This window comes from Cupriavidus ulmosensis (assembly GCF_977008105.1).
In genome coordinates this window covers 3,786,269-3,805,038 of record NZ_CDRMWP010000001.1, presented here as the reverse complement: position 1 = coordinate 3,805,038, position 18,770 = coordinate 3,786,269, and the positions used below count along the sequence as shown (strand labels likewise).

The following is an 18,770-nucleotide window of genomic DNA, read 5'->3' as shown; positions in this document are numbered from 1 at the left end:
TGATGTGCCTGCCCGGCAACGCTGCCGCATCCGGCCGTCCAGCCGCCGCACCAAAATGCGGCGCGGGGGACGATGCGCCGCGCTGTCCCAACTGTCGTTTGCTACATTACTTTCCTGGAGAGTCGCGCGATGTCCCTTCGCACATGCAAGAAGGCATTTGGTGCCGTGGTAGTGACCGCAGCCATGAGCTTCGGCCTTGCCGGACAGGCCCAGGCAGTCGATTTCAAGCTGGCCATGAGCTCGCCGCCGACCTCGATGGATCCGCACTTCTACAACCTGTTCTCCAACATCAACGTCTCCGAGCACGTCTTCGAGTGCCTGGTGAAGATGGACGCGGACAGCAAGATCATCCCGGGCCTGGCCGAGTCCTGGAAGCTGGTCAACAACCTGACCTGGGAATTCAAGATCCGCAAGGGCGTGAAGTTCCACGACGGCTCGGAGCTGACCACCGACGACATCGTCTGGTCGCTCGACCGCCCGTCCACCATCCAGAACAGCCCCGGCAAGTTCGACGTCTACACCAAGGCGATCATCAACAAGAAGGTGATCGACAAGTACACCATCCAGCTCACCACCAACGCGCCGTATCCGCTGATGCTGAACGACCTCACGTCGATCTTCGTCGTGCAGAAGAAGGCCACCCAGGGCCTGACCTCGGACGACTTCGCGCAAGGCAAGGGCATGGTCGGCACCGGCCCGTTCAGGTTCGTCAGCTACGCGCGCGACGACCGGGTCGAGCTGGTCAGGAACCCCGACTACTGGGGCCCGAAGCCGGCCTGGGACAAGGTCACGCTGCGCTTCATCCCGAACCCCGCCACGCGCATGGCGGCGCTGCTGTCGGGCGACGTGCAGGCCATCGAGAACGTGCCCACGCCGGACCTGCCGCAGGTGCGCAAGGATCCCAAGCTGAACTTCTTCTCCAAGATCTCGCACCGCGTGATCTACCTGTACACGGATGACAAGCACGACAAGTCGCCGTTCGTCACCACCAAGGACGGCGCGCCGATGGACAAGAATCCGCTCAAGGACACGCGCGTGCGCACCGCCATCAGCATGGCCATCAACCGCCAGGGCATCAAGGACCGCCTGATGGAGGGCCTGTCCGAGCCGACCAACAACCTGGTGCCGCCCACGCTGTTCGGCTACAACCCCAACCTGAAGACGGTCAAGTACGACCCCGACGGCGCCAGGAAGCTGCTGGCCGAGGCCGGCTACCCGAACGGCTTCGGCATCACGCTGCACACGCCCAACAACCGCTACGTCAACGACGAGAAGATCGCCCAGACCATCGCGCAGAACCTGACCCGCATCGGCATCGCCACCAAGGTCGAAGGCATGCCGATGGCGACCTACTCGGCCAAGGGCATCAAGCACGAGTTCTCGTTCGGCCTGCTGGGCTGGGGCGCGCAGACCGGCGAGGTGAGCTCGCCGCTGCGCGCGCTGCTGGCGTGCGAGGATGCCAAGAAGGGCTTCGGCACCGTGAACTGGGGCGAATACTGCAATCCGAAGATGGACGTGGTGCTGGAAAAGGCCCTGTCCACCGTGGACGACGGCGAGCGCTCCAAGCTGCTGCAGGAAGCCACCGCGATCGCCATCAACGATGGCGGTATCATCCCGATCCATCAACAGGTGACGACCTGGGCCACGCAGAAGGGCATCACCTACGTGCCGCGTACCGACGAACGGACCTACGCGCACAATTTCCGGCCGCAGTGAAGTGACGGCGGGGCGCGGCCACGAGGGCGCGCCCTTGCTGCATGACAATGTCGGCTTTTGCCGGCAGGCGCCCGCGGTCTGGGCGGGCGCCTGCCGCAGAATCACCCCCGGACGGTAGCCGGGCCTAGCCACAAGCCGACTGCCGGTGCAGCCGCGCGGCGCCCGACCGGCGCCGCGGCGGCCACCGGCGAAGGAAAGCTTCCGAACATGCTGGTCTTCATCATCCGGCGCCTGATGCAGAGCGTGGTCGTGCTCTTCGTCATGTCGCTGCTCGTTTTTCTCGGCGTCTTCGCCATCGGCAACCCGGTCGACATCCTGATCAATCCGCAGGCCGACCAGGAAGACATCAAGCGCACCATCGCCGCGCTCGGGCTCGACAAGCCGCTCTGGGAACAATACTGGATCTTCCTGCGCAACGCGCTGCACGGCGACCTGGGCATCTCGTTCGCGCACGGCACGCCGGCGCTCAAGCTGATCTTCGAGCGCATGCCGGCCACGATGGAGCTGGCCATCTGCGCGATCCTGCTGGCGGTGCTGCTCGGCATCCCGCTCGGCCTGTGGGCCGGCCTGCGCCCGAACGGCGTGGCGGGCAAGACCATCATGGGCGTGTCGATCCTCGGCTTCTCGCTGCCCACCTTCTGGGTCGGGCTGATGCTGATCATGGTGTTCGCGGTGCAGCTCGGCTGGCTGCCGTCCAACGGCCGCGGCGAGACCGTGCCGCTGCTCGGCGTGCCGGTCAGCTTCCTCACCGTGGACGGGCTGCGCCACCTGCTGCTGCCCGCGGTGACGCTGTCGCTGCTCAACATCGCGATGGTGATCCGCCTCACGCGCGCCGGCACGCAGGAAGCCATGCTGCAGGACTACGTCAAGTTCGCGCGCGCCAAGGGGCTGTCCAACACCCGCATCGTCGGCGTGCACGTGCTCAAGAACATCATGATCCCGATCGTCACCGTGATCGCGCTGCAGTTCGGCTCGATCATCGCGTTCGCCATCGTGACCGAATCCATCTTCGCCTGGCCCGGCATGGGCAAGCTGATCATCGACTCGATCCAGCTGCTGGACCGGCCCGTCATCGTCGCCTACCTGATGGTGATCGTGACGCTGTTCATCCTGATCAACCTGTTCGTGGACATCATCTACAGCGTGCTCGATCCGCGCGTGCGCATCGCCGACAACAAGGGCTGAGCCATGACAACCGCAACCGAAACCACCGCGGCGCCGGCGCCGCGCGCCGAGCAGACCCCGCTGCGGCGCTTCGCCAGCCAGTTCTTCTCCAGCAAGATCGCCGTCACCGGGCTGGTGCTGCTGGTCATCATCGTGCTGATCGCGCTGTTCGCGCCGTGGCTGTCGCCGCAGAACCCGTACGACCTGGCCACGCTCGACGTGCTCGACGCGCGGCTGCCGCCCGGCGAGCAGTCCGCCGCCGGCATGACCTTCCTGCTTGGCTCGGACGAGCAGGGCCGCGACATCCTCTCGGCGGTCATGTACGGCCTGCGCATCAGCATCGGCGTGGGCGTGGTCAGCACCGTGATCGCGCTGCTGCTGGGCGCCACGCTGGGGCTGATCGCCGGTTTCCTCGGCGGCCGCGTCGAGGCGATCATCATGCGCGTGGCCGACCTGCAGCTGTCGTTCCCGCCGATCCTGCTGGCGCTGATCCTGCTGGCCTTCCTGCGCCCCGGCATCGGCAACATCGTGATCGCGCTGGTGGCGGTGCAGTGGGCCTACTACGCGCGCACCACGCGCAGCGCCGCGCTGGTCGAGCGCCGCAAGGAATACATCGAGGCCGCCACCTGCCTGGGCCTGCCGCCGGGCCGGATCATGTTCCGCCACCTGCTGCCCAACTGCCTGCCGCCGCTGATCGTGATCGCGGCGCTGCAGGTGGCCTCGGCCATCACGCTGGAGGCCACGCTGTCCTTCCTCGGCCTGGGCGTGCCCATCACCGAGCCGTCGCTGGGCTCGCTGATCGCCAACGGCCAGCAGTACATGCTGTCGGGCAAGTACTGGATCAGCTTCTTCCCCGGCATCGCGCTGGTGGTCACCATCGTGGCCATGAATCTGGTCGCCGACCAGCTGCGCGACGTCCTCAATCCGCGCCTGCAGACGCAGTAACGCAGCACGACAGGAGCGAACATGAGCAAACCTACCCTGGTGGTGGAAGGCCTCAAGACCCAGTTCTTCACGCGCGCCGGCGTGGCGCGCGCCGTCGACGACGTCTCGTTCTCGGTCAACCGCGGCGAGATCATGGGGCTGGTGGGCGAGTCCGGCTCGGGCAAGTCGATGACCGGCTATTCGATCATGGGCCTGATCGACCCGCCCGGCAAGGTCGTGGACGGCCGCATCGAGCTGACCAGCCGCGACGGCGTCACGCGCGACCTGCGCCGCCTCACGCCCGCGCAGCAGCGCGACGTGCGCGGCAACCGCATCGCCATGATCTTCCAGGACCCGATGATGACGCTCAACCCGGTCCTGCGCATCGACACGCAGATGATCGAGGCGGTGCTGGCGCACGAGAAGGTCGACAAGGCGGTGGCGCGCGAGCGCTCGCGCAACGCGCTGGCGCGCGTCGGCATTCCCTCGCCGGACGAGCGCCTGCGGGCCTATCCGCACCAGTTCTCGGGCGGCATGCGCCAGCGCGTGGCGATCGCCATCGCGCTGCTCAACAAGCCCGACCTGATCATCGCCGACGAGCCCACCACCGCGCTGGACGTGACCATCCAGGGCCAGATCCTCTACGAGATGCAGAAGCTGTGCCGCGAGTCCGGCACCGCGCTGATCTGGATCACGCACGACCTGTCGGTGGTCGCCGGGCTGGCCGACACGGTGTGCGTGATGTACGCCGGCAAGATCGTCGAGGCCGGCGACGTGCGCCAGGTGCTGGAGCGGCCCGAGCATCCCTACACCCACGGCCTGATCGGCTCGGCGCCGTCGCGCAATCCGCGCGGCGCGCCGCTGCGGCAGATTCCCGGCATGACGCCGTCGCTGCTGAACCTGCCCGCGGGCTGCGCCTTCCGCGAGCGCTGCGCCTACGCCACCGACGTGTGCAAGACGCCGCCCCCGCTCGACACCGCGGCCGACGGGCGCCGCCTGCGCTGCTTCCATCCGGTTCTGTCCCAGCAGGAGGCCGCATGAGCGCAGCCGTGATCGATCCCGCCCTCGCCTCGCGCATGCCGGAAGCCGCCGCCGAGCCCACGCCCGGCGCGCCGATCCTCCAGCTCGAAGGCGTCTCCAAGCGCTTCGTCAAGTCGCTCGACGCCGCCGCCCGCATCGCCAACGTGTTCGGGGCCGGCGCGCGCGAGGAAGTCGTGCACGCGGTCGACCGCGTCGACCTGTCCATCCGCACCGGCGAGGTGGTCGGGCTGGTCGGCGAGTCCGGCTGCGGCAAGTCCACGCTGGGCCGCATGGCGGTCGGGCTGCATTCGCTGACCGAAGGCGCGCGCCGCTGGAAGGGCGTGGACCTGGACCGCCTGCCGCCCGAAAAGAAGCGCGAGAAGCAACTGGCGATCCAGATGATCTTCCAGGACCCCTACGCTTCGCTCAACCCGCGCCTGCGCGTGATGGACATCGTCGGCGAGGCGCCGGTGGTGCACGGCATGGTGCCGCGCGGCGAGCAGAAGCGCTATGTGGAAGACATGCTGGTGCGCGTGGGCATGGATCCCACCGTGCTGCGCCGCTTCCCGCACCAGTTCTCGGGCGGGCAGCGCGCCCGCATCGGCATCGCGCGGGCGCTGGCGGTCAAGCCGGAATTCCTGGTGTGCGACGAATCGGTCGCCGCGCTCGACGTGTCGATCCAGGCCCAGGTGCTGAACCTGTTCATGCGCCTGCGCGAGGACCTCGGCCTGACCTACCTGTTCATCAGCCATGACCTCGGCGTGGTCAAGCACATCAGCGACCGCGTGGTGATCATGTACCTGGGGCGGGTGGTGGAGTCGGCGCCGGCCGAGGACGTGTTCGCCAGCCCCAACCATCCCTACACCCAGGCGCTGCTGGCCGAGGCGCCCAAGCTCGAGGTCGGCAAGAAGACCTTCGTGGCGATCAAGGGCGAGATTCCCTCGCCGCTGCATCCGCCGTCCGGCTGCCACTTCCATCCGCGCTGCCCGCACGCGATGCCGCGCTGCCGCGAGGCGCAGCCGCTGCTCAGGGAAATCGCGCCGCAGCGGTTCTCGGCCTGCCATCTGAACGACATGGCGTGACCCGGCGGCCCGCCGCGCGGGCCGCCGTCTGTCGTGTCTGCAGTCCTAGCGAATCACCTGCCCGCGCGAGTTGATGATGGTCATCTCGACGAATTTCGAGCCGATGTGGCTGTCCGGGCCGAAGTTGATGATGTAGCCGCCCAGGTCGTAGTTCTTCATGGTTTCCAGCGCGGCGATCAGCTTGTCGCGCGTGAGGTCCTTGCCGGCGCGGCGCAGGCCCTCGACGAAGGCCTTGGCGGCGATGAAGCCCTCGATGCTGGCGTAGTCGAAGTCGTTGTGCTTGCCGGCCGCCTGCAGCAGGCGCAGGTATTCGCGCACCACCGGCAGCGTGGCGTTGCCCGGATGCGGCATGACCTGCGAGATGATCACGCCGCTGCCCTTGGGACCCACTTCCTTGGCCAGCGCCTGCGTGCCGACGAAGGACACGTTGTAGAACTGGCCGTTGTAGCCGCGCCGCAGCGCTTCCTTGACGAAGGCGCCAGCGGTCCGGTACGCGCTGATCATGACCACCGCGTCCGGCGTGGCCTTCATCGCGCCCTGCATGGCGTCGCCGATTTCCGCGGTGTTGCGCACCACGCCCTCGCGCGCGACGATCTGCACGCCGCTGTCCGGCGCCGCCTTGAGCGCGCGCTCGAGGCCGTCCAGCCCGGCCTTGCCGTAGGCGTCGTCGTTGTAGACCACGGCCACGCGCTTGAGGCCGGTGGTCTGGATCTGGCGCAGGATCGCGGCGGTTTCCTCGTTGTAGCCGGCGCGCACGTGGAAGGCGTAGCGGTTGAACGGCTGGCGCAGCGACTGCGCGCCCGTGAACGGCGCGAAGAACGGCACCCGCGCCTGCGTCGCCAGCGGCAGCGAGGCCTCGCTGGTGGCGGTGCCGACGTAGCCGAACAGCGCGAAGACGTGGGCGTCGTCGATCAGCGCGCGGGTGTTCTTGGCCGCGGCCTCCGGCTCGTAGTAGTCGTCGAGCGCCTTGAGCTCGATCTTGCGGCCGTACACGCCGCCTTGCTGGTTGATGAAATCGAAATAGAGCTGCGCGCCGGCGTTCATCTGCTTGCCGAGCACCGCGGTGGGCCCGGTGAGCGCCGCCGACTGGCCCAGCACGATGCTGTCCGCGCTGACGCCGGGCTGCGCGCTGCCCTGCGCGCCGGCATTGGCAATGAACGAGCCGATGGCGCATGCCACCAGCAGGCTGGCGATGCGCCGGCCCCTGACCCCAGAATGCACTTGCATGGTTCCCCCGCGAAAACGGTCTGTTTTTCTTACCCGTGGATGCCTGCCGGTCTGCGCCGGCGCTGCCGTGCCGCCCGCCGTGGCATGGTTCCCCGGCGCAGCGCCGGGCTATCATAATCGAATACAATCGGAGCCTGATAATTTCTCCCAGCGGCGCCCGCCGGGACGACGCCGGCGTACAACACGCGAGGCAACCCGCGAGGCCCGGCCCGCGTGCCAGGCATCGGCTGGCGGCCGGCCGGAGCGGCACGGCCAGGCCCGCGGCGCGGTGTGACCGCCCGGCCGCCCGGCTCCCCGGCAATGGCAGCGCCGCCGCCCCCACTCGCTCGCCAGGAGATTTCATGGCTTCCCGCATCGTCCGTGCCGCCTGTCCGCACGATTGTCCCGACACCTGCGCCTTGCTCGTCACCGTCGAGGACGGGCGCGCCGTCAAGGTGGCCGGCGACCCCGACCATCCCGGCACCCAGGGCGTGCTGTGCACCAAGGTCTCGCGCTACCCGGACCGCACCTACCACCGCGACCGCCTGCTCACGCCGATGAAGCGCGTGGGCGCCAAGGGCGAAGGCCGGTTCGAACCGGTTTCCTGGGACGAGGCGCTCGACACCGTGGCCGCGCGCCTGTCCGCCATCGCCGCGCGCGACGCCCAGGCGATCGTGCCCTACAGCTATGCCGGCACGATGGGGCTGGTGCAGGGCGAAAGCATGGCGGCGCGCTTCTTCCACAAGCTCGGCGCCTCGCTGCTGGACCGCACCATCTGCGCCAGCGCCGGCGCCACCGCGCTGCGCTACACCTACGGCGCCAGCCTCGGCATGGACATCGAGCACGTGCCCGACGCCCGTCTCATCATCATCTGGGGCGGCAACCCGATCGCCTCCAACCTGCATTTCTGGACGCGCGTGCAGGAAGCCAAGCGGCGCGGCGCCACGCTGGTGGCGATCGACCCGTACCGCTCGCTGACCGCCGAGAAGTGCCACCGCCACATCGCGCCGATGCCCGGCACCGACGGCGCGCTGGCGCTGGCCATCATGCACGTGCTGATGCGCGACGACCTGCTCGACCACGAGTACATCGCCAGCCACACACTGGGCTTCGAGGCGCTGCGCGAGCGCGCGCAGGCCTTCACGCCGGCGCGCGCGGCCGCGCTGTGCGGCATCGACGCGGCCGACATCGAATGGCTGGCCGGGCTGTACGGCAACCTCGCCGTGCGCGAGCGCCAGCCGGTGGCGATCCGCCTCAACTACGGCATGCAGCGCGCCCACGGCGGCGGCCAGGCGGTGCGCGCGGTGGCCTGCCTGCCGTCGCTGGTGGGCGCCTGGCGCCATGCCGCGGGCGGCCTGCAACTGTCCACCTCCGGTTTCTTCCCGGTCGACACGCAGCGGCTGCAGCGCCCGGACCTGCTGCCCACGTTGCCGGCGCTGCCGCGCACGGTCAACATGAGCACCATCGGCGACGCCCTGCTCGACGCCGGCAACGGCGCCGGCGGCCCGAAGATCGAGGCGCTGGTGGTCTACAACAGCAACCCGGTGGCGGTCGCGCCCGATTCGAGCAAGGTCGCCGCCGGCTTTGGCCGCGAAGACCTGTTTACCGTGGTGCTGGATCACTTCCGCACCGACACCGCCGACTACGCCGACATCCTGCTGCCGGCCACCACCCAGCTCGAGCACGTCGACGTGCACAAGGCCTACGGCCACACCTACTTCCTGGCCAACAACCAGGCCATCGCCCCGCTCGGCGAGGCGCTGCCCAACACCGAGATTTTCCGCCGGCTGGCGCGGCGCATGGGCTTCACCGAGCCGTGCTTCGCCGACAGCGACGAGGACATCGCCGCCCAGGCCATCGTCGCGGCCGACCCGCGCGCGGCCGGCATCAGCTGGGCGTCGCTCAAGGAAAAGGGCTGGCAGAAGCTCAACCTGCCGGCCGCGCCGCTGGCCGAGGGCGGCTTCGCCACGGCCTCGGGCAAGTGCGAGTTCTACTCCGAGGCCATGCGCCGCGACGGCCTCGATCCGCTGCCCGGCTACGTGGCGCCCTACGAGACGCCGGCCACCGCGCCGGAGCTCGCCGCGCGCTACCCGCTGGCGATGATCTCGCCGCCGGCGCGCAACTTCCTCAACAGCTCCTTCGTCAACGTCGACAGCCTGCGCGCCACCGAAGGCGAGCCGCACCTCGACATCCACCCGGAAGACGCCGCCGCGCGCGGCATCGCCAACGGCGGCATGGTGCGCGCCTTCAACGACCGCGGCAGCCTGCTGGCGCGCGCGCGCGTGACCGACCGCGCCCGGCGCGGGCTGGTGGTGGGGCTGTCGATCTGGTGGAAGAAGCTCGCGCCCGACGGCAAGAACGCCAACGAGCTGACCAGCCAGCGCCTGACCGACCTGGGCCGCGCGCCGGTGTTCTACGACTGCCTGGTGCAGGTGGAAGCCGCGCCGGCCGCGGCCGCGGCCACGCCGGAGCCGGCCGCGTCATGAGCCGCTGGCCGGCCCGCGTGCTGCTGGCCCTGGCCTTGCCGGGGCTGGCCGCCATGCTGGCCGGCTGCGACACGGTCGGCTACTACGCCCAGTCGATCGGCGGCCACCTCGGCCTGATGGCCGAATCCCGGCCGCTGCCGGACGCCATCGCCGCCGCGCGGGAGGCCAAGGACACGCGGCTGGCGCAGCGCCTGGCGCTGGCCGGCACCATCCGCGACTTCGCCTCGAAGGAGCTCAAGCTGCCCGACAACGGCAGCTACCGGCGCTACGCCAACCTGCACCGGCCCTACGTGGTGTGGAGCGTGTTCGCCACGCCCGAGCTGTCGATGGAGCTGCACAAGTGGTGCTTCCTGGTGGTGGGCTGCATCAGCTACCGCGGCTACTACGACCAGGCCGACGCCGACCGCTACGCCGAAGGCCTGCGCAAGGACGGGCTCGAACCCTATGTGGCCGGCATCCCGGCCTATTCCACGCTGGGCTATTTCGACGACCCGCTGCTTAACACCTTCGTCTACCAGCCCGAGGGCGAGCTGGCCCGGCTGATCTTCCACGAGCTGGCGCACCAGGTGGTGTACGTGCGCAACGACACCACCTTCAACGAGTCCTTCGCCACCGCGGTGGAGACCGCCGGCGTGGAGCGCTGGCTGGCGCTGGCGGCGTCGCCCGAGGCGCGCGCCAGCTACCGCCAGTACGACCTGCGCCGCCAGCAGTTCCGCGCCATGCTGCTCGAGACGCGCGACCGCCTCGACGCGCTCTACCGCTCGGCGCTGCCGGACGACGCCAAGCGCGCCGGCAAGGCCGCGATCTTCGCCGGGCTGCGCGCGCAATACGCGCGGCTCAAGGTGGAGTGGGGCGGCTACAGCGGCTACGACCGCTGGTTCGAGAAGCCGCTGACCAACGCGCAACTGGCCGCGGTGGCGACCTACCAGCAATGGGTGCCGGCCTTCACCGCGCTGCTGGCGCGCAACGGCGGCGACTGGACCGCCTTCTATGCGGCCGCCAGGCGCATCGGCGACCTGCCGCGCGCCGAGCGCGACGCGCGCCTGCGCGAGCTGGCGCCGCCGGCCACCAGGGGCGAACCGATCCAGGCAGGCGAGGGCGGCGGCGGCGCGGCGGGCGGGGCCGTGCCGGGTGCGGCGCGCGCCAGCGGCGCGCCGGACATGCCTACCGCGCAGAATGCGCCGGCGGCGCCGGCCACTTCGGCCACTTCAGCCATAACGAGCGCGCCGGCGCCTGCCGCCCGGCCCTGATCCGGCACGTCAGGCACGTGCGCGCATCGGGCGCATCAGGCGCCCGCGGGCCGCTTCATCCGGCACAGCGACGGCAGGTTCAGGTCCCGCGCCGGCGTCATGCCGTCGAAGCGGAAACCGTACTGCGTGCCTTCCACGCCGACCTTGACCGTCTTGCCGTCCACCGGCGCGATGGTCGACACCACCTGCGGCATCAGCAGCTGGTGGTCGCCCTTGCGCATCAGCACCTCGCCGACGGCGGAGCGGTACTGCATGCCTTCGAGCGCCAGCGCGACGCTGGCCGCCTCGTCGGACTGCGCGCGGCGCATGGCCTCGCCGAGCATCTGCACGGCGATCAGCACGCGCGGCGCGAAATACTCGCCGGCCGGGGTCTGCCGCACGCGCGCGGCGAGCGCGTTGAGCGCCGCGTCGTCGCCGTTGGGCATGTACTCGGCGACCCAGGTCAGGCGCGCGTTCCTGGCCTGCGCCACGGCCGCCACCGTGCCGGGCGCGCCGCCGCCGCTGTTGTTCAGGTAGTTCAGCGCATAGCCGGTGTCGCCGGCGGCCTTGACCAGCAGGCTCAGGTCCTGGCCCCAGTTGCCCGTGACCACGGTATCGGCGCCGCTGGCCTTGATCATGCCGACGTAGGGCGCGAAGTCCTTGACCCGGGCCAGCGGATGCAGCGCCTCGCCGACGAACTCCACGTCGGGCCGCGCGTTGGCGATCATCTGCCGGCCCAGCGCCGCCCACACGCGCCCCTGGGTGTAGTCCTGGTTCAGCAGGAAGACCTTGCGCATGCCGCGGTCGCCGCGCGCGAACTCGGCCAGCGCGCGCATCTTCATGGCCGCGTTGGCCTCGGTGGAGAACAGCCAGAAGCTGCAGCGCATGCCGGTCAGGTCCGGGTCGAGCGAGGCGTAGTTGACGACCAGGATGCGCTGGCCCGGGTTGCGCTCGTTGTGGCGGTTGACTGCCTCGACCAGCGCGCTCACCACCGGCGAGCCGGAGGCGCCCGTGAACACGATGCGCACGCCGGCGTCGATGGCGCCCTGCAGCGCGGTCAGGCTGGCCTGCGGCGAGAGCTTGTTGTCATAGCTGAGCAGCTCGTACTTGCGCCCCAGCACGCCGCCCTGGGCGTTGGCGTCGTCGAGCGCGAACTTCAGGTTGGCCAGGAAGATCTCGCCGACGTTGGCCAGCGGCCCGGAAAGCTGGTCGATGAACGCGACCCTGATCGGCCCGGCCGCCGGCGGCGCGTCCTGCGCGCGGGCCGGCAGCGACAGCGCCGCGGCCAGCGTGAGTGCCGCCGCCACCGCCATCGTCGCCAGCCGTCCGGCCATGCCGGCCGGGCGCATCCACTGTCCAAGCATTGCTAACCCCCTTGCGTCGGTTTTCCGGCTGGTCCCGCGTGTCCCGCAGGTGTCGATGCGGCGGCGCGCCGGGGTCGCCCGGGTGGCGCGGGGCGCCGGCGATGCGGCCGAAGGCCCGCCCTTCGATGCGGACCAGCGCGGTGATCATGCCGCCCCCGCAGGCGGCGCGCAACTCCGGCGCCCGCATGCGCTCCGGTTTCCCGTGGCCGTGGAAGCCCTGCGTCCGGGCGCGGGAAGAGCGGATTCGCTCCCGTACGTGTCCGGGGAAATCTACTCTTTGGTACGTTCATATACCATTGGGTATGATGCTATGGACAATGCCGGGTCAGGTCAAGCGCAGTGCCTTTGCCCGCCCGTCCCGCCCCCGCTGCATGCGAGAATCGCATCATGCCGACTGCACAGAAAACCGTTCCCGCCGAGGTGGTTCCGGAGGTCGCTCCCGACGCCGCGCGCGCGCGTTCGCACATCGCCGAGCGCCAGGAGGCGCGCCGCCGCCAGATCCTCGATACCGCCGCGCAGTTGTTCTACACCAAGGGCTATCCCGGCATGACCATGAACGACCTGTGCCGGGCGCTGGGCGTGACCAAGCCCGCGGTCTACTATTACTTCACCGACAAGTACGAGATCTTCGACATCCTGTGCCGCGAGTCGGCGCAGACCTGCCTGCCGGTCATCCGCGAGACCGCGGACCCGGCGCTGCCGGTGCGCGAGCGCCTGCATGCCTGCCTGCTGGAAATGGCGCGCCGCTGCATCGACTGCTACGTGCCGGCCACGCTGAGCTTCCGCGACAACCAGTACCTGCGGCCCGAGACCGTGGCATGGCTGGGCAGCATGGCGCGCGCGTTCTACCGCGATCTCTACGCGCTGCTCGAGGAAGGCCGGCGCGCCGGCGTGTTCCGCTACGGCGACGCGCGCGTGACCGCGCACGCGATCGGCAGCGTGGTCGGTTTCATGTACACCTGGCACGAGCCGGGCCGCCTGCCGCCGCGCGCGCTGGCCGAGGAACTGGCGACCAACATGATGAAGATGGTGCTGCCGGTGGAAGCCTGACTAGGGAATTCCCGCGGGCCGCCTGAACTGTGCGCTAGACTTCACGTCAAACCACGGAGTTTGCCCAGAGGACTTCATCTAACGTGTTGTCTTAACAGGGTGTCGCGTTTAGCATCTGTCGAAAATCGAACGACCATTCAGAAAATCAGGAGACGGTGCATGGAAAGACTATGGCTTAAGCACTACCCGGCGGGCGTGCCCGCCGAGATCGACGGCAGCCAGTACCGTTCGCTGGCCGCCCTGCTTGAGGAATCCTTCCGCACCTACGCCGACCGCCGCGCCTTCGTCTGCATGGACAAGGCCATCACCTACGGCGAACTCGACCGGCTTTCGCGGCAGTTCGCGGCCTGGCTGCAGACGCGCGGCCTCAAGCCCGGCGCGCGCGTGGCCATCATGATGCCGAACGTGCTGCAGTACCCGGTGGTGCTGGCCGCGGTGCTGCGCGCCGGCTACGTGGTGGTCAACGTCAATCCGCTCTACACCCCGCGCGAGCTCGAGCACCAGCTCAAGGACAGCGGCGCCGAGGCCATCGTCATCCTGGAGAACTTCGCCACCACGCTGCAGCAGGTGCTGCCGGTCACGCCGGTCAAGCACGTGGTGGTGGCCAGCATGGGCGACCTGCTGGGCGGCCTGAAGGGCGCCATCGTCAATTTCGTGGTGCGCAACGTCAAGAAGATGGTGCCGGCGTGGGAGCTGCCCAACTGCGTGCGCTTCAACACCGTGCTGCAGGAAGGCAGCCGGCTGGAACTGAAGCCGGCCAATACCGGCCCGGACGACATCGCCTTCCTGCAGTACACGGGCGGCACCACGGGCGTGTCGAAGGGCGCCGTGCTGCTGCACCGGAACATCGTCGCCAACGTGCTGCAGTCCGAGGCGTGGATGCAGCCGGCGCTGGCCAAGGGCGCGCCGATGGAACAGTTGATCACCATCACCGCGCTGCCGCTCTATCACATCTTCGCGCTCACGGTGTGCTGCCTGCTGGGCATGCGCGGCGGCGGCCTGGGCGTGCTGATCCCCAATCCGCGCGACATTCCCGGCTTCATCAAGGAGCTGCAGAAGTACAGGTTCAACACGTTCCCGGCGGTCAACACGCTCTACAACGCGCTGATCAACAGCCCGGACATCGGCAAGGTCGATTTCTCCGGCCTGCGCGTGGCCAACGGCGGCGGCATGGCGGTGCAGGAGGCGGTCGCCAAGAAGTGGCTGGAGAAGACCGGCTGCCCGATCATCGAGGGCTATGGCCTGTCGGAGACCTCGCCTTCGGCCACCTGCAACCCGACCGACACCGATGCCTTCTCCGGCACCATCGGCCTGCCGCTGCCGTCGACCGAGATCGCCATCCGCGACGACGACGGCCGCGACGTGCCGCTCGGCCAGCCCGGCGAGATCTGCATCCGCGGCCCGCAGGTGATGGCCGGCTACTGGAACCGCCCCGACGAGACCGCCAAGGTCATGACGCCGGACGGCTTCTTCAAGACCGGCGACATCGGCGTGATGGACGCGCGCGGCTACACCAAGATCGTCGACCGCAAGAAGGACATGATCCTGGTGTCCGGCTTCAACGTGTACCCCAACGAAATCGAGGGCGTGGTCGCCGAATGCCCGGGCGTGCTGGAGGTCGCCGCCGTGGGCGTGCCCGACGAGCACTCGGGCGAGGTGGTCAAGCTGTTCGTGGTCAAGCGCGACCCGGCGCTGACCGAGGCCGAGCTGATCGCCTTCTGCAAGGAGCGCCTGACCGGCTACAAGCGGCCCAAGTACATCGAATTCCGCGGCGAGCTGCCCAAGACCAACGTGGGCAAGATCCTGCGCCGCGAACTGCGCGACAGCCGCAAGGCGGCATAGGCCGCGGCAGCTGGATTGCCGACAGGACTTCCATAGCCCGAAGGTTTGCTCCCCTCTCCCATGAAATGGGAGAGGGGCCGGGGGGAGAGGGCAGGTGCGCGCGAACGGCGCAGGCCCTCACTTCGTGGAGCCGCCGGCCCTTTCCCCCGCCTCTCCCGCATGCGGGAGAGGAGCGACCAAGAAGCGGCAAAGCCGGCCCCGTCGGCAACGCATCGGCCTCCCGCCAGGGAGGCCGTTTTCATCGGGTCGTCGCCGACGCCATCGTCAGTTCAGCATTCGGCCGACGGCACGATGCGCGGCGCCGTCCCGTCGTCGGGATAGATCATGCGCACGCAGGCGCCGGCGTCGAGTCCCGGCGCCGCCGGGCCGCTGACGGTGGCGAGCGGGCTGCCGTCCAGCGCCGTCACCTTGTACTGGTAGAGCTCGATCTGCGGCCGCGGCTGCGGGTTGAGCAACTGGTTCAGGTTCACGGCGAAACCCATGCTCATGCCGCCGCCGCCCCAGCCGTTGCCGCCGGCCGCGCCCACGCCCACGGCGGAGCCGAAGGCGCCGGTGCCGGGCGCGTCCACGGCGCCGGCCGCGGTCTTCTCGCTGATGTGGCCGAGCCTGACGGTGTAGTCGAGCGGCGTGACCTTCGGCTGCGGCGGGCCGCTCTGGCAGGCGGCCGCCAGCAGCAGCGGCGCCAGGCAGGCGGCCAGCCGCAGCGGGCGCGCGTGGGGTGTTGCGTTCATGTGCTGGCCAGCCCGCTCTTGAGCCGGCCCAGCAGGCGGAACAGCGCGCGGCGGTCGGTCTGCGGCAGGCCGCCGAACAATTGCTCGATCCAGTCTTCGTGCGCGCGCGCCATCTTCGAGAACGCCGTGCGCCCGGCCGGCGTGAGGCGGATCAGGTAGGCGCGGCGGTCGCTCGGCAGCGCCTCGCGCGATACCAGGCCTTCTTCCTGGAGCTGGTCGGTGATGCCGGTGACGTTGCCGCCAGTGACCATCATGCGGCGCGACAGCTCGCCCATCTTGAGGCCCTCGGGGTGGCGGTCCAGCTGCGCCATCAGGTCGAAGCGCGGCAGCGTGCAGGCGAATTCCTGCCGCAGCCGCGAGCGGATGTCGGCTTCCACCAGGTTGGTGCAGGTCAGCAGGCGCAGCCACAGGCGCAGGCCGTCGTGGCTGGCATCGTCGGCGCGGGTTTCGAGATCGACCGGCGGTTCGTCGGCGCCGGCCTTGACGGGGATCTCGGCGGCAGTCGTGGTGGGCATCGCGGCAGGCAGGTTGTTTGATGCCTCAAGTATATGCCCTCCCGCGCCGGGCGGCGCGGGGATCGGCGGGTGCTCAGTCCACCTTGGCGCCCGAGTCCTTGACGACCTTGGCCCACTTGGTGTGTTCGGCGCGGATGAACACGACGAACTGTTCCGGCGTGTTGCCGACCGGTTCGGCGCCCTGGGCCTGCAGTTTCTCGCGCACGGCCGGCGTGGCCAGCGAGCGCGTGACTTCCTGCTGGATGCGCGCGACGATCTCGTGCGGCGTGCCGGCCGGCGCCAGCAGCCCGAACCAGGAGCTGGCCTCGAAGCCCGGCAGCTTGCCGGCCTCGGCCACCGTGGGCACGCCCGGCAGCGCGGGCGAGGGCCTGGCGCTGGTCACGGCCAGCGCCTTGAGCTTGCCGGCCTTGATCAGCGCCATCGAGGACGGCAGGTTGTCGAACATGAGCTGCATGGTGCCGCCGGCAAGGTCGGTCAGCGCCGGGCCGCTGCCCTTGTACGGAAAATGCACCATGAAGGTATGCGTCTGCGTCTTGAACAGTTCGCCGGCGAGGTGGATCGAGGTGCCGTTGCCGCTCGATGCCATGTTGAGCTTGCCGGGATTGGCGCGCGCGTAGGCGATCAGGTCCGGCACGCTGTTGATGCGGTTCTGCTGCGCGAAGGCGGGGTTGACCACCAGCACGTTGGGCACCGACGCCACCTCGGTGATCGGCGCGAAATCCTTGATCGGGTCGAACGGCAGCTTGCCGTACAGAGACTGGTTGATGCCGTGCGTGCCCACCGTGCCCATCAGCAGCGTATAGCCGTCGGGCGCCGACTTGGCGACCATGTCGGCGCCGATGTTGCCGCCGGCGCCGGGCCGGTTGTCCACCACCACGTTCCAGCCCGGCAGCTTGGACAGCTCCGCCGCCACCGCGCGCGCCAGGATGTCGGTGGTGCCGCCGGCCGGGAACGGCACCACCAGGCGGATCGGCTTGTTCGGGTAGGGATCGGCGGCCAGCGCCGGCGCGGCGCCGGCAAGCAGGCCGAGGCAGGCGCTGGCTGCGCTGGCAAGCAGCATGAGGGTCGCGCGGCGGCGGTGGCGGTGCATGGTGTCTCCTGGCTGGTCTGGCCGCGCCGCACGGTTGCGGCTGCGGGTTTGCTGCATTCTAGGGCTCGCCGCCGGAGGTGCCGATGAGGTGATGCCCTAGGCCGCCGGCCCCGCCAACGGCAAAAAGGCACCCGAAGGTGCCGTTGCCAGGTCGCGCGGACGCGCTCAGAACTTGTGGCGGATGCCGAGGCCCACGCCGAGCATGGTCGTCTTGCCCGGGCCCAGCGGGTAGCCGTTGGCGAAAGCGATGGCCGAGGTGTCGAGGTTCACCCCCGCGTACTTCGAGAACGCGGTGGTCAGGTAGAGGTCGGTGCGCTTGGACAGGTTGTAGTCGGCGATGAACGAGATTTCCCACGGATTCGGGACATTGACGCCGCCCTGGTTCTTCACGTTGTCGTAGTTATATTGCAGCGTCAGGCCCAGTGCCGCGGTGACCTGGTAGTTGGCGCCGATCCAGTAGTAGTCGTCGCGCAGCACCGTCGTGCCGTTCTGCGCCTTGCTCTGGCCCCAGCGGTAGCCGCCCATGAGCTTGGCCGGGCCCCAGGCGTAGCTGGCGGCGACGGCGGCCTTCTTGACCGTGCCGGTGCCGGCGAAGGTGGTGCCGGCCATCACGCTCGGGTTGTACTGGTCGTAGGCGATGGTCGCGCCGACCGGGCCGGCGAAATAGGACACGCCCGCGCCGTAGCCGGTGTCGCGGCGGAACTGGCCGGGGGCTTCGCCGCCGCCGGACACGCCGTTGCCGAACGACCAGTGCGCGATCGCCGTCACCGGGCCGAACACGCCGGTGTACTTGGCGGTGTTGTCCGAGCGGAAGTTCAGGCCGAGCTGGGCCACCACCGGCTCGTACTGGGTCGCGTAGCCGCTGGGCGAGAAATTGGCGAGCAGGTCGAACAGCGTGGTGTACTGGCGGCCGAAGGTGAAGCGGCCGACCTGGGCGCTTTCCAGGCCCACGTAAGCCTGGCGGCCGAACAGGCGGCTGCCCTGCTGCGCCTTGCCGTCATCGAGGCCAAAACCGTTTTCGAGCACGAACAACCCCTTCAGGCCGCTGCCCAGGTCTTCGACGCCGCGCAGACCCCAGCGCGAGCCGGACAGGCCGCCTGACGTCAGGCGGTATGCGTTGTCGCCGGTGGGGCCGAGATGGCTGACGTATTCGACGTTCATGTCGACGACGCCATACAGCGTCACGCTGGACTGGGCTTGCGCAGCACCGGCGAAAAGGCCAAGCGCCGCCAACGCAAGAAGCGATTTTTTCATGCTCGATGATCTCCATGTAAGAATTATTGGTGGTCAGCGGGGAAACCTCCTGAGTCTCCATCGCCCGCTTACCCAACTTCGTCAGAAGTTGCCAACC

The 18,770-nt window shown here is 69.2% G+C and carries 15 protein-coding genes; 9 read left to right on the top strand and 6 right to left on the bottom strand.

Annotated features, from left to right (window positions below):
• Positions 1–129 precede the first annotated feature (129 nt).
• The 5 genes from ACWTPI_RS17460 to ACWTPI_RS17440 all read left to right on the top strand — a co-directional run bounded on the left by ACWTPI_RS17460 (position 130) and on the right by ACWTPI_RS17440 (position 5,906).
• The gene (locus ACWTPI_RS17460; protein WP_454732247.1) at positions 130–1,716 is read left to right on the top strand and encodes an ABC transporter substrate-binding protein; all 1,587 of its coding nucleotides are present in this window, start codon (positions 130–132) and stop codon (positions 1,714–1,716) included.
• Between the two features lie 207 nt (positions 1,717–1,923).
• On the top strand, positions 1,924–2,901 hold the full coding sequence (locus ACWTPI_RS17455) for an ABC transporter permease (RefSeq protein WP_020204699.1): 978 nt from the start codon (positions 1,924–1,926) through the stop codon (positions 2,899–2,901).
• A gap of 3 nt (positions 2,902–2,904) precedes the next feature.
• Positions 2,905–3,825, top strand: coding sequence for an ABC transporter permease (locus ACWTPI_RS17450; RefSeq protein WP_059413461.1), 921 nt, complete (start codon positions 2,905–2,907; stop codon positions 3,823–3,825).
• A gap of 21 nt (positions 3,826–3,846) precedes the next feature.
• Positions 3,847–4,845, top strand: coding sequence for an ABC transporter ATP-binding protein (locus ACWTPI_RS17445; RefSeq protein ID WP_020204701.1), 999 nt, complete (start codon positions 3,847–3,849; stop codon positions 4,843–4,845).
• Complete coding sequence (locus ACWTPI_RS17440) at positions 4,842–5,906, top strand: ABC transporter ATP-binding protein (protein ID WP_454732246.1); 1,065 nt, start codon at positions 4,842–4,844, stop codon at positions 5,904–5,906. Before ACWTPI_RS17445 ends, ACWTPI_RS17440 begins: the two co-directional genes overlap by 4 nt.
• A 45-nt stretch (positions 5,907–5,951) precedes the next feature.
• On the opposite strand, the gene ACWTPI_RS17435 is transcribed toward ACWTPI_RS17440, so the two are convergent.
• Positions 5,952–7,133: an ABC transporter substrate-binding protein gene (locus tag ACWTPI_RS17435; protein WP_020204703.1), complete on the bottom strand. Its 1,182-nt coding sequence runs from the start codon at positions 7,131–7,133 to the stop codon at positions 5,952–5,954.
• Between the two features lie 341 nt (positions 7,134–7,474).
• Here ACWTPI_RS17435 and ACWTPI_RS17430 point away from each other — a divergent pair, with 341 nt between their 5' ends.
• Both ACWTPI_RS17430 and ACWTPI_RS17425 read left to right on the top strand, forming a co-directional pair.
• Positions 7,475–9,598, top strand: coding sequence for a molybdopterin-containing oxidoreductase family protein (locus ACWTPI_RS17430; protein WP_454732245.1), 2,124 nt, complete (start codon positions 7,475–7,477; stop codon positions 9,596–9,598).
• Positions 9,595–10,848, top strand: coding sequence for an aminopeptidase (locus ACWTPI_RS17425; RefSeq protein ID WP_454732244.1), 1,254 nt, complete (start codon positions 9,595–9,597; stop codon positions 10,846–10,848). The genes ACWTPI_RS17430 and ACWTPI_RS17425 overlap by 4 nt, the downstream gene beginning before the upstream one ends.
• Positions 10,849–10,883: 35 nt before the next feature.
• Here ACWTPI_RS17425 and ACWTPI_RS17420 read toward each other — a convergent pair whose 3' ends face one another.
• Positions 10,884–12,161: a branched-chain amino acid ABC transporter substrate-binding protein gene (locus ACWTPI_RS17420; protein ID WP_454732496.1), complete on the bottom strand. Its 1,278-nt coding sequence runs from the start codon at positions 12,159–12,161 to the stop codon at positions 10,884–10,886.
• Positions 12,162–12,578: 417 nt separating this feature from the next.
• On the opposite strand from ACWTPI_RS17420, the gene ACWTPI_RS17415 reads away from it, so the two are divergent.
• Both ACWTPI_RS17415 and ACWTPI_RS17410 read left to right on the top strand, forming a co-directional pair.
• A complete protein-coding gene (locus ACWTPI_RS17415; RefSeq protein ID WP_454732243.1) occupies positions 12,579–13,241 on the top strand; it encodes a TetR/AcrR family transcriptional regulator in 663 nt (220 codons plus the stop codon).
• A gap of 159 nt (positions 13,242–13,400) precedes the next feature.
• Positions 13,401–15,083 (top strand): long-chain fatty acid--CoA ligase, encoded by a 1,683-nt coding sequence (locus ACWTPI_RS17410; RefSeq protein WP_029043955.1) that lies wholly within the window; start codon positions 13,401–13,403, stop codon positions 15,081–15,083.
• Positions 15,084–15,352: 269 nt separating this feature from the next.
• On the opposite strand, the gene ACWTPI_RS17405 is transcribed toward ACWTPI_RS17410, so the two are convergent.
• From ACWTPI_RS17405 to ACWTPI_RS17390, 4 genes are all read right to left on the bottom strand, one after another.
• Positions 15,353–15,814, bottom strand: a complete 462-nt coding sequence (locus tag ACWTPI_RS17405; protein WP_454732242.1) for a hypothetical protein — start codon at positions 15,812–15,814, stop codon at positions 15,353–15,355.
• Positions 15,811–16,329 carry a MarR family winged helix-turn-helix transcriptional regulator gene (locus tag ACWTPI_RS17400; protein WP_454732241.1) on the bottom strand — a complete coding sequence of 173 codons (519 nt, stop codon included), beginning with the start codon at positions 16,327–16,329 and terminating at the stop codon, positions 15,811–15,813. Before ACWTPI_RS17400 ends, ACWTPI_RS17405 begins: the two co-directional genes overlap by 4 nt.
• A gap of 73 nt (positions 16,330–16,402) precedes the next feature.
• Positions 16,403–17,419, bottom strand: coding sequence for a Bug family tripartite tricarboxylate transporter substrate binding protein (locus ACWTPI_RS17395; protein ID WP_020204711.1), 1,017 nt, complete (start codon positions 17,417–17,419; stop codon positions 16,403–16,405).
• Between the two features lie 165 nt (positions 17,420–17,584).
• Entirely contained in the window at positions 17,585–18,673 is a 1,089-nt protein-coding gene (locus tag ACWTPI_RS17390; RefSeq protein ID WP_029043957.1) for a porin, read from the bottom strand.
• Positions 18,674–18,770: the final 97 nt, after the last annotated feature.

Excerpts from the sequence above, each read along its gene's own strand:
- ACWTPI_RS17460 (WP_454732247.1), top strand. The coding sequence starts at position 130 with ATGTCCCTTCGCACATGCAAGAAGGCATTTGGTGCCGTGGTAGTGACC.
- ACWTPI_RS17455 (WP_020204699.1), top strand. The coding sequence starts at position 1,924 with ATGCTGGTCTTCATCATCCGGCGCCTGATGCAGAGCGTGGTCGTGCTC.
- ACWTPI_RS17450 (WP_059413461.1), top strand. The coding sequence starts at position 2,905 with ATGACAACCGCAACCGAAACCACCGCGGCGCCGGCGCCGCGCGCCGAG.
- ACWTPI_RS17445 (WP_020204701.1), top strand. The coding sequence starts at position 3,847 with ATGAGCAAACCTACCCTGGTGGTGGAAGGCCTCAAGACCCAGTTCTTC.
- ACWTPI_RS17440 (WP_454732246.1), top strand. The coding sequence starts at position 4,842 with ATGAGCGCAGCCGTGATCGATCCCGCCCTCGCCTCGCGCATGCCGGAA.
- ACWTPI_RS17435 (WP_020204703.1), bottom strand. The coding sequence starts at position 7,133 with ATGCAAGTGCATTCTGGGGTCAGGGGCCGGCGCATCGCCAGCCTGCTG.
- ACWTPI_RS17430 (WP_454732245.1), top strand. The coding sequence starts at position 7,475 with ATGGCTTCCCGCATCGTCCGTGCCGCCTGTCCGCACGATTGTCCCGAC.
- ACWTPI_RS17425 (WP_454732244.1), top strand. The coding sequence starts at position 9,595 with ATGAGCCGCTGGCCGGCCCGCGTGCTGCTGGCCCTGGCCTTGCCGGGG.
- ACWTPI_RS17420 (WP_454732496.1), bottom strand. The coding sequence starts at position 12,161 with ATGGCCGGACGGCTGGCGACGATGGCGGTGGCGGCGGCACTCACGCTG.
- ACWTPI_RS17415 (WP_454732243.1), top strand. The coding sequence starts at position 12,579 with ATGCCGACTGCACAGAAAACCGTTCCCGCCGAGGTGGTTCCGGAGGTC.
- ACWTPI_RS17410 (WP_029043955.1), top strand. The coding sequence starts at position 13,401 with ATGGAAAGACTATGGCTTAAGCACTACCCGGCGGGCGTGCCCGCCGAG.
- ACWTPI_RS17405 (WP_454732242.1), bottom strand. The coding sequence starts at position 15,814 with ATGAACGCAACACCCCACGCGCGCCCGCTGCGGCTGGCCGCCTGCCTG.
- ACWTPI_RS17400 (WP_454732241.1), bottom strand. The coding sequence starts at position 16,329 with ATGCCCACCACGACTGCCGCCGAGATCCCCGTCAAGGCCGGCGCCGAC.
- ACWTPI_RS17395 (WP_020204711.1), bottom strand. The coding sequence starts at position 17,419 with ATGCACCGCCACCGCCGCCGCGCGACCCTCATGCTGCTTGCCAGCGCA.
- ACWTPI_RS17390 (WP_029043957.1), bottom strand. The coding sequence starts at position 18,673 with ATGAAAAAATCGCTTCTTGCGTTGGCGGCGCTTGGCCTTTTCGCCGGT.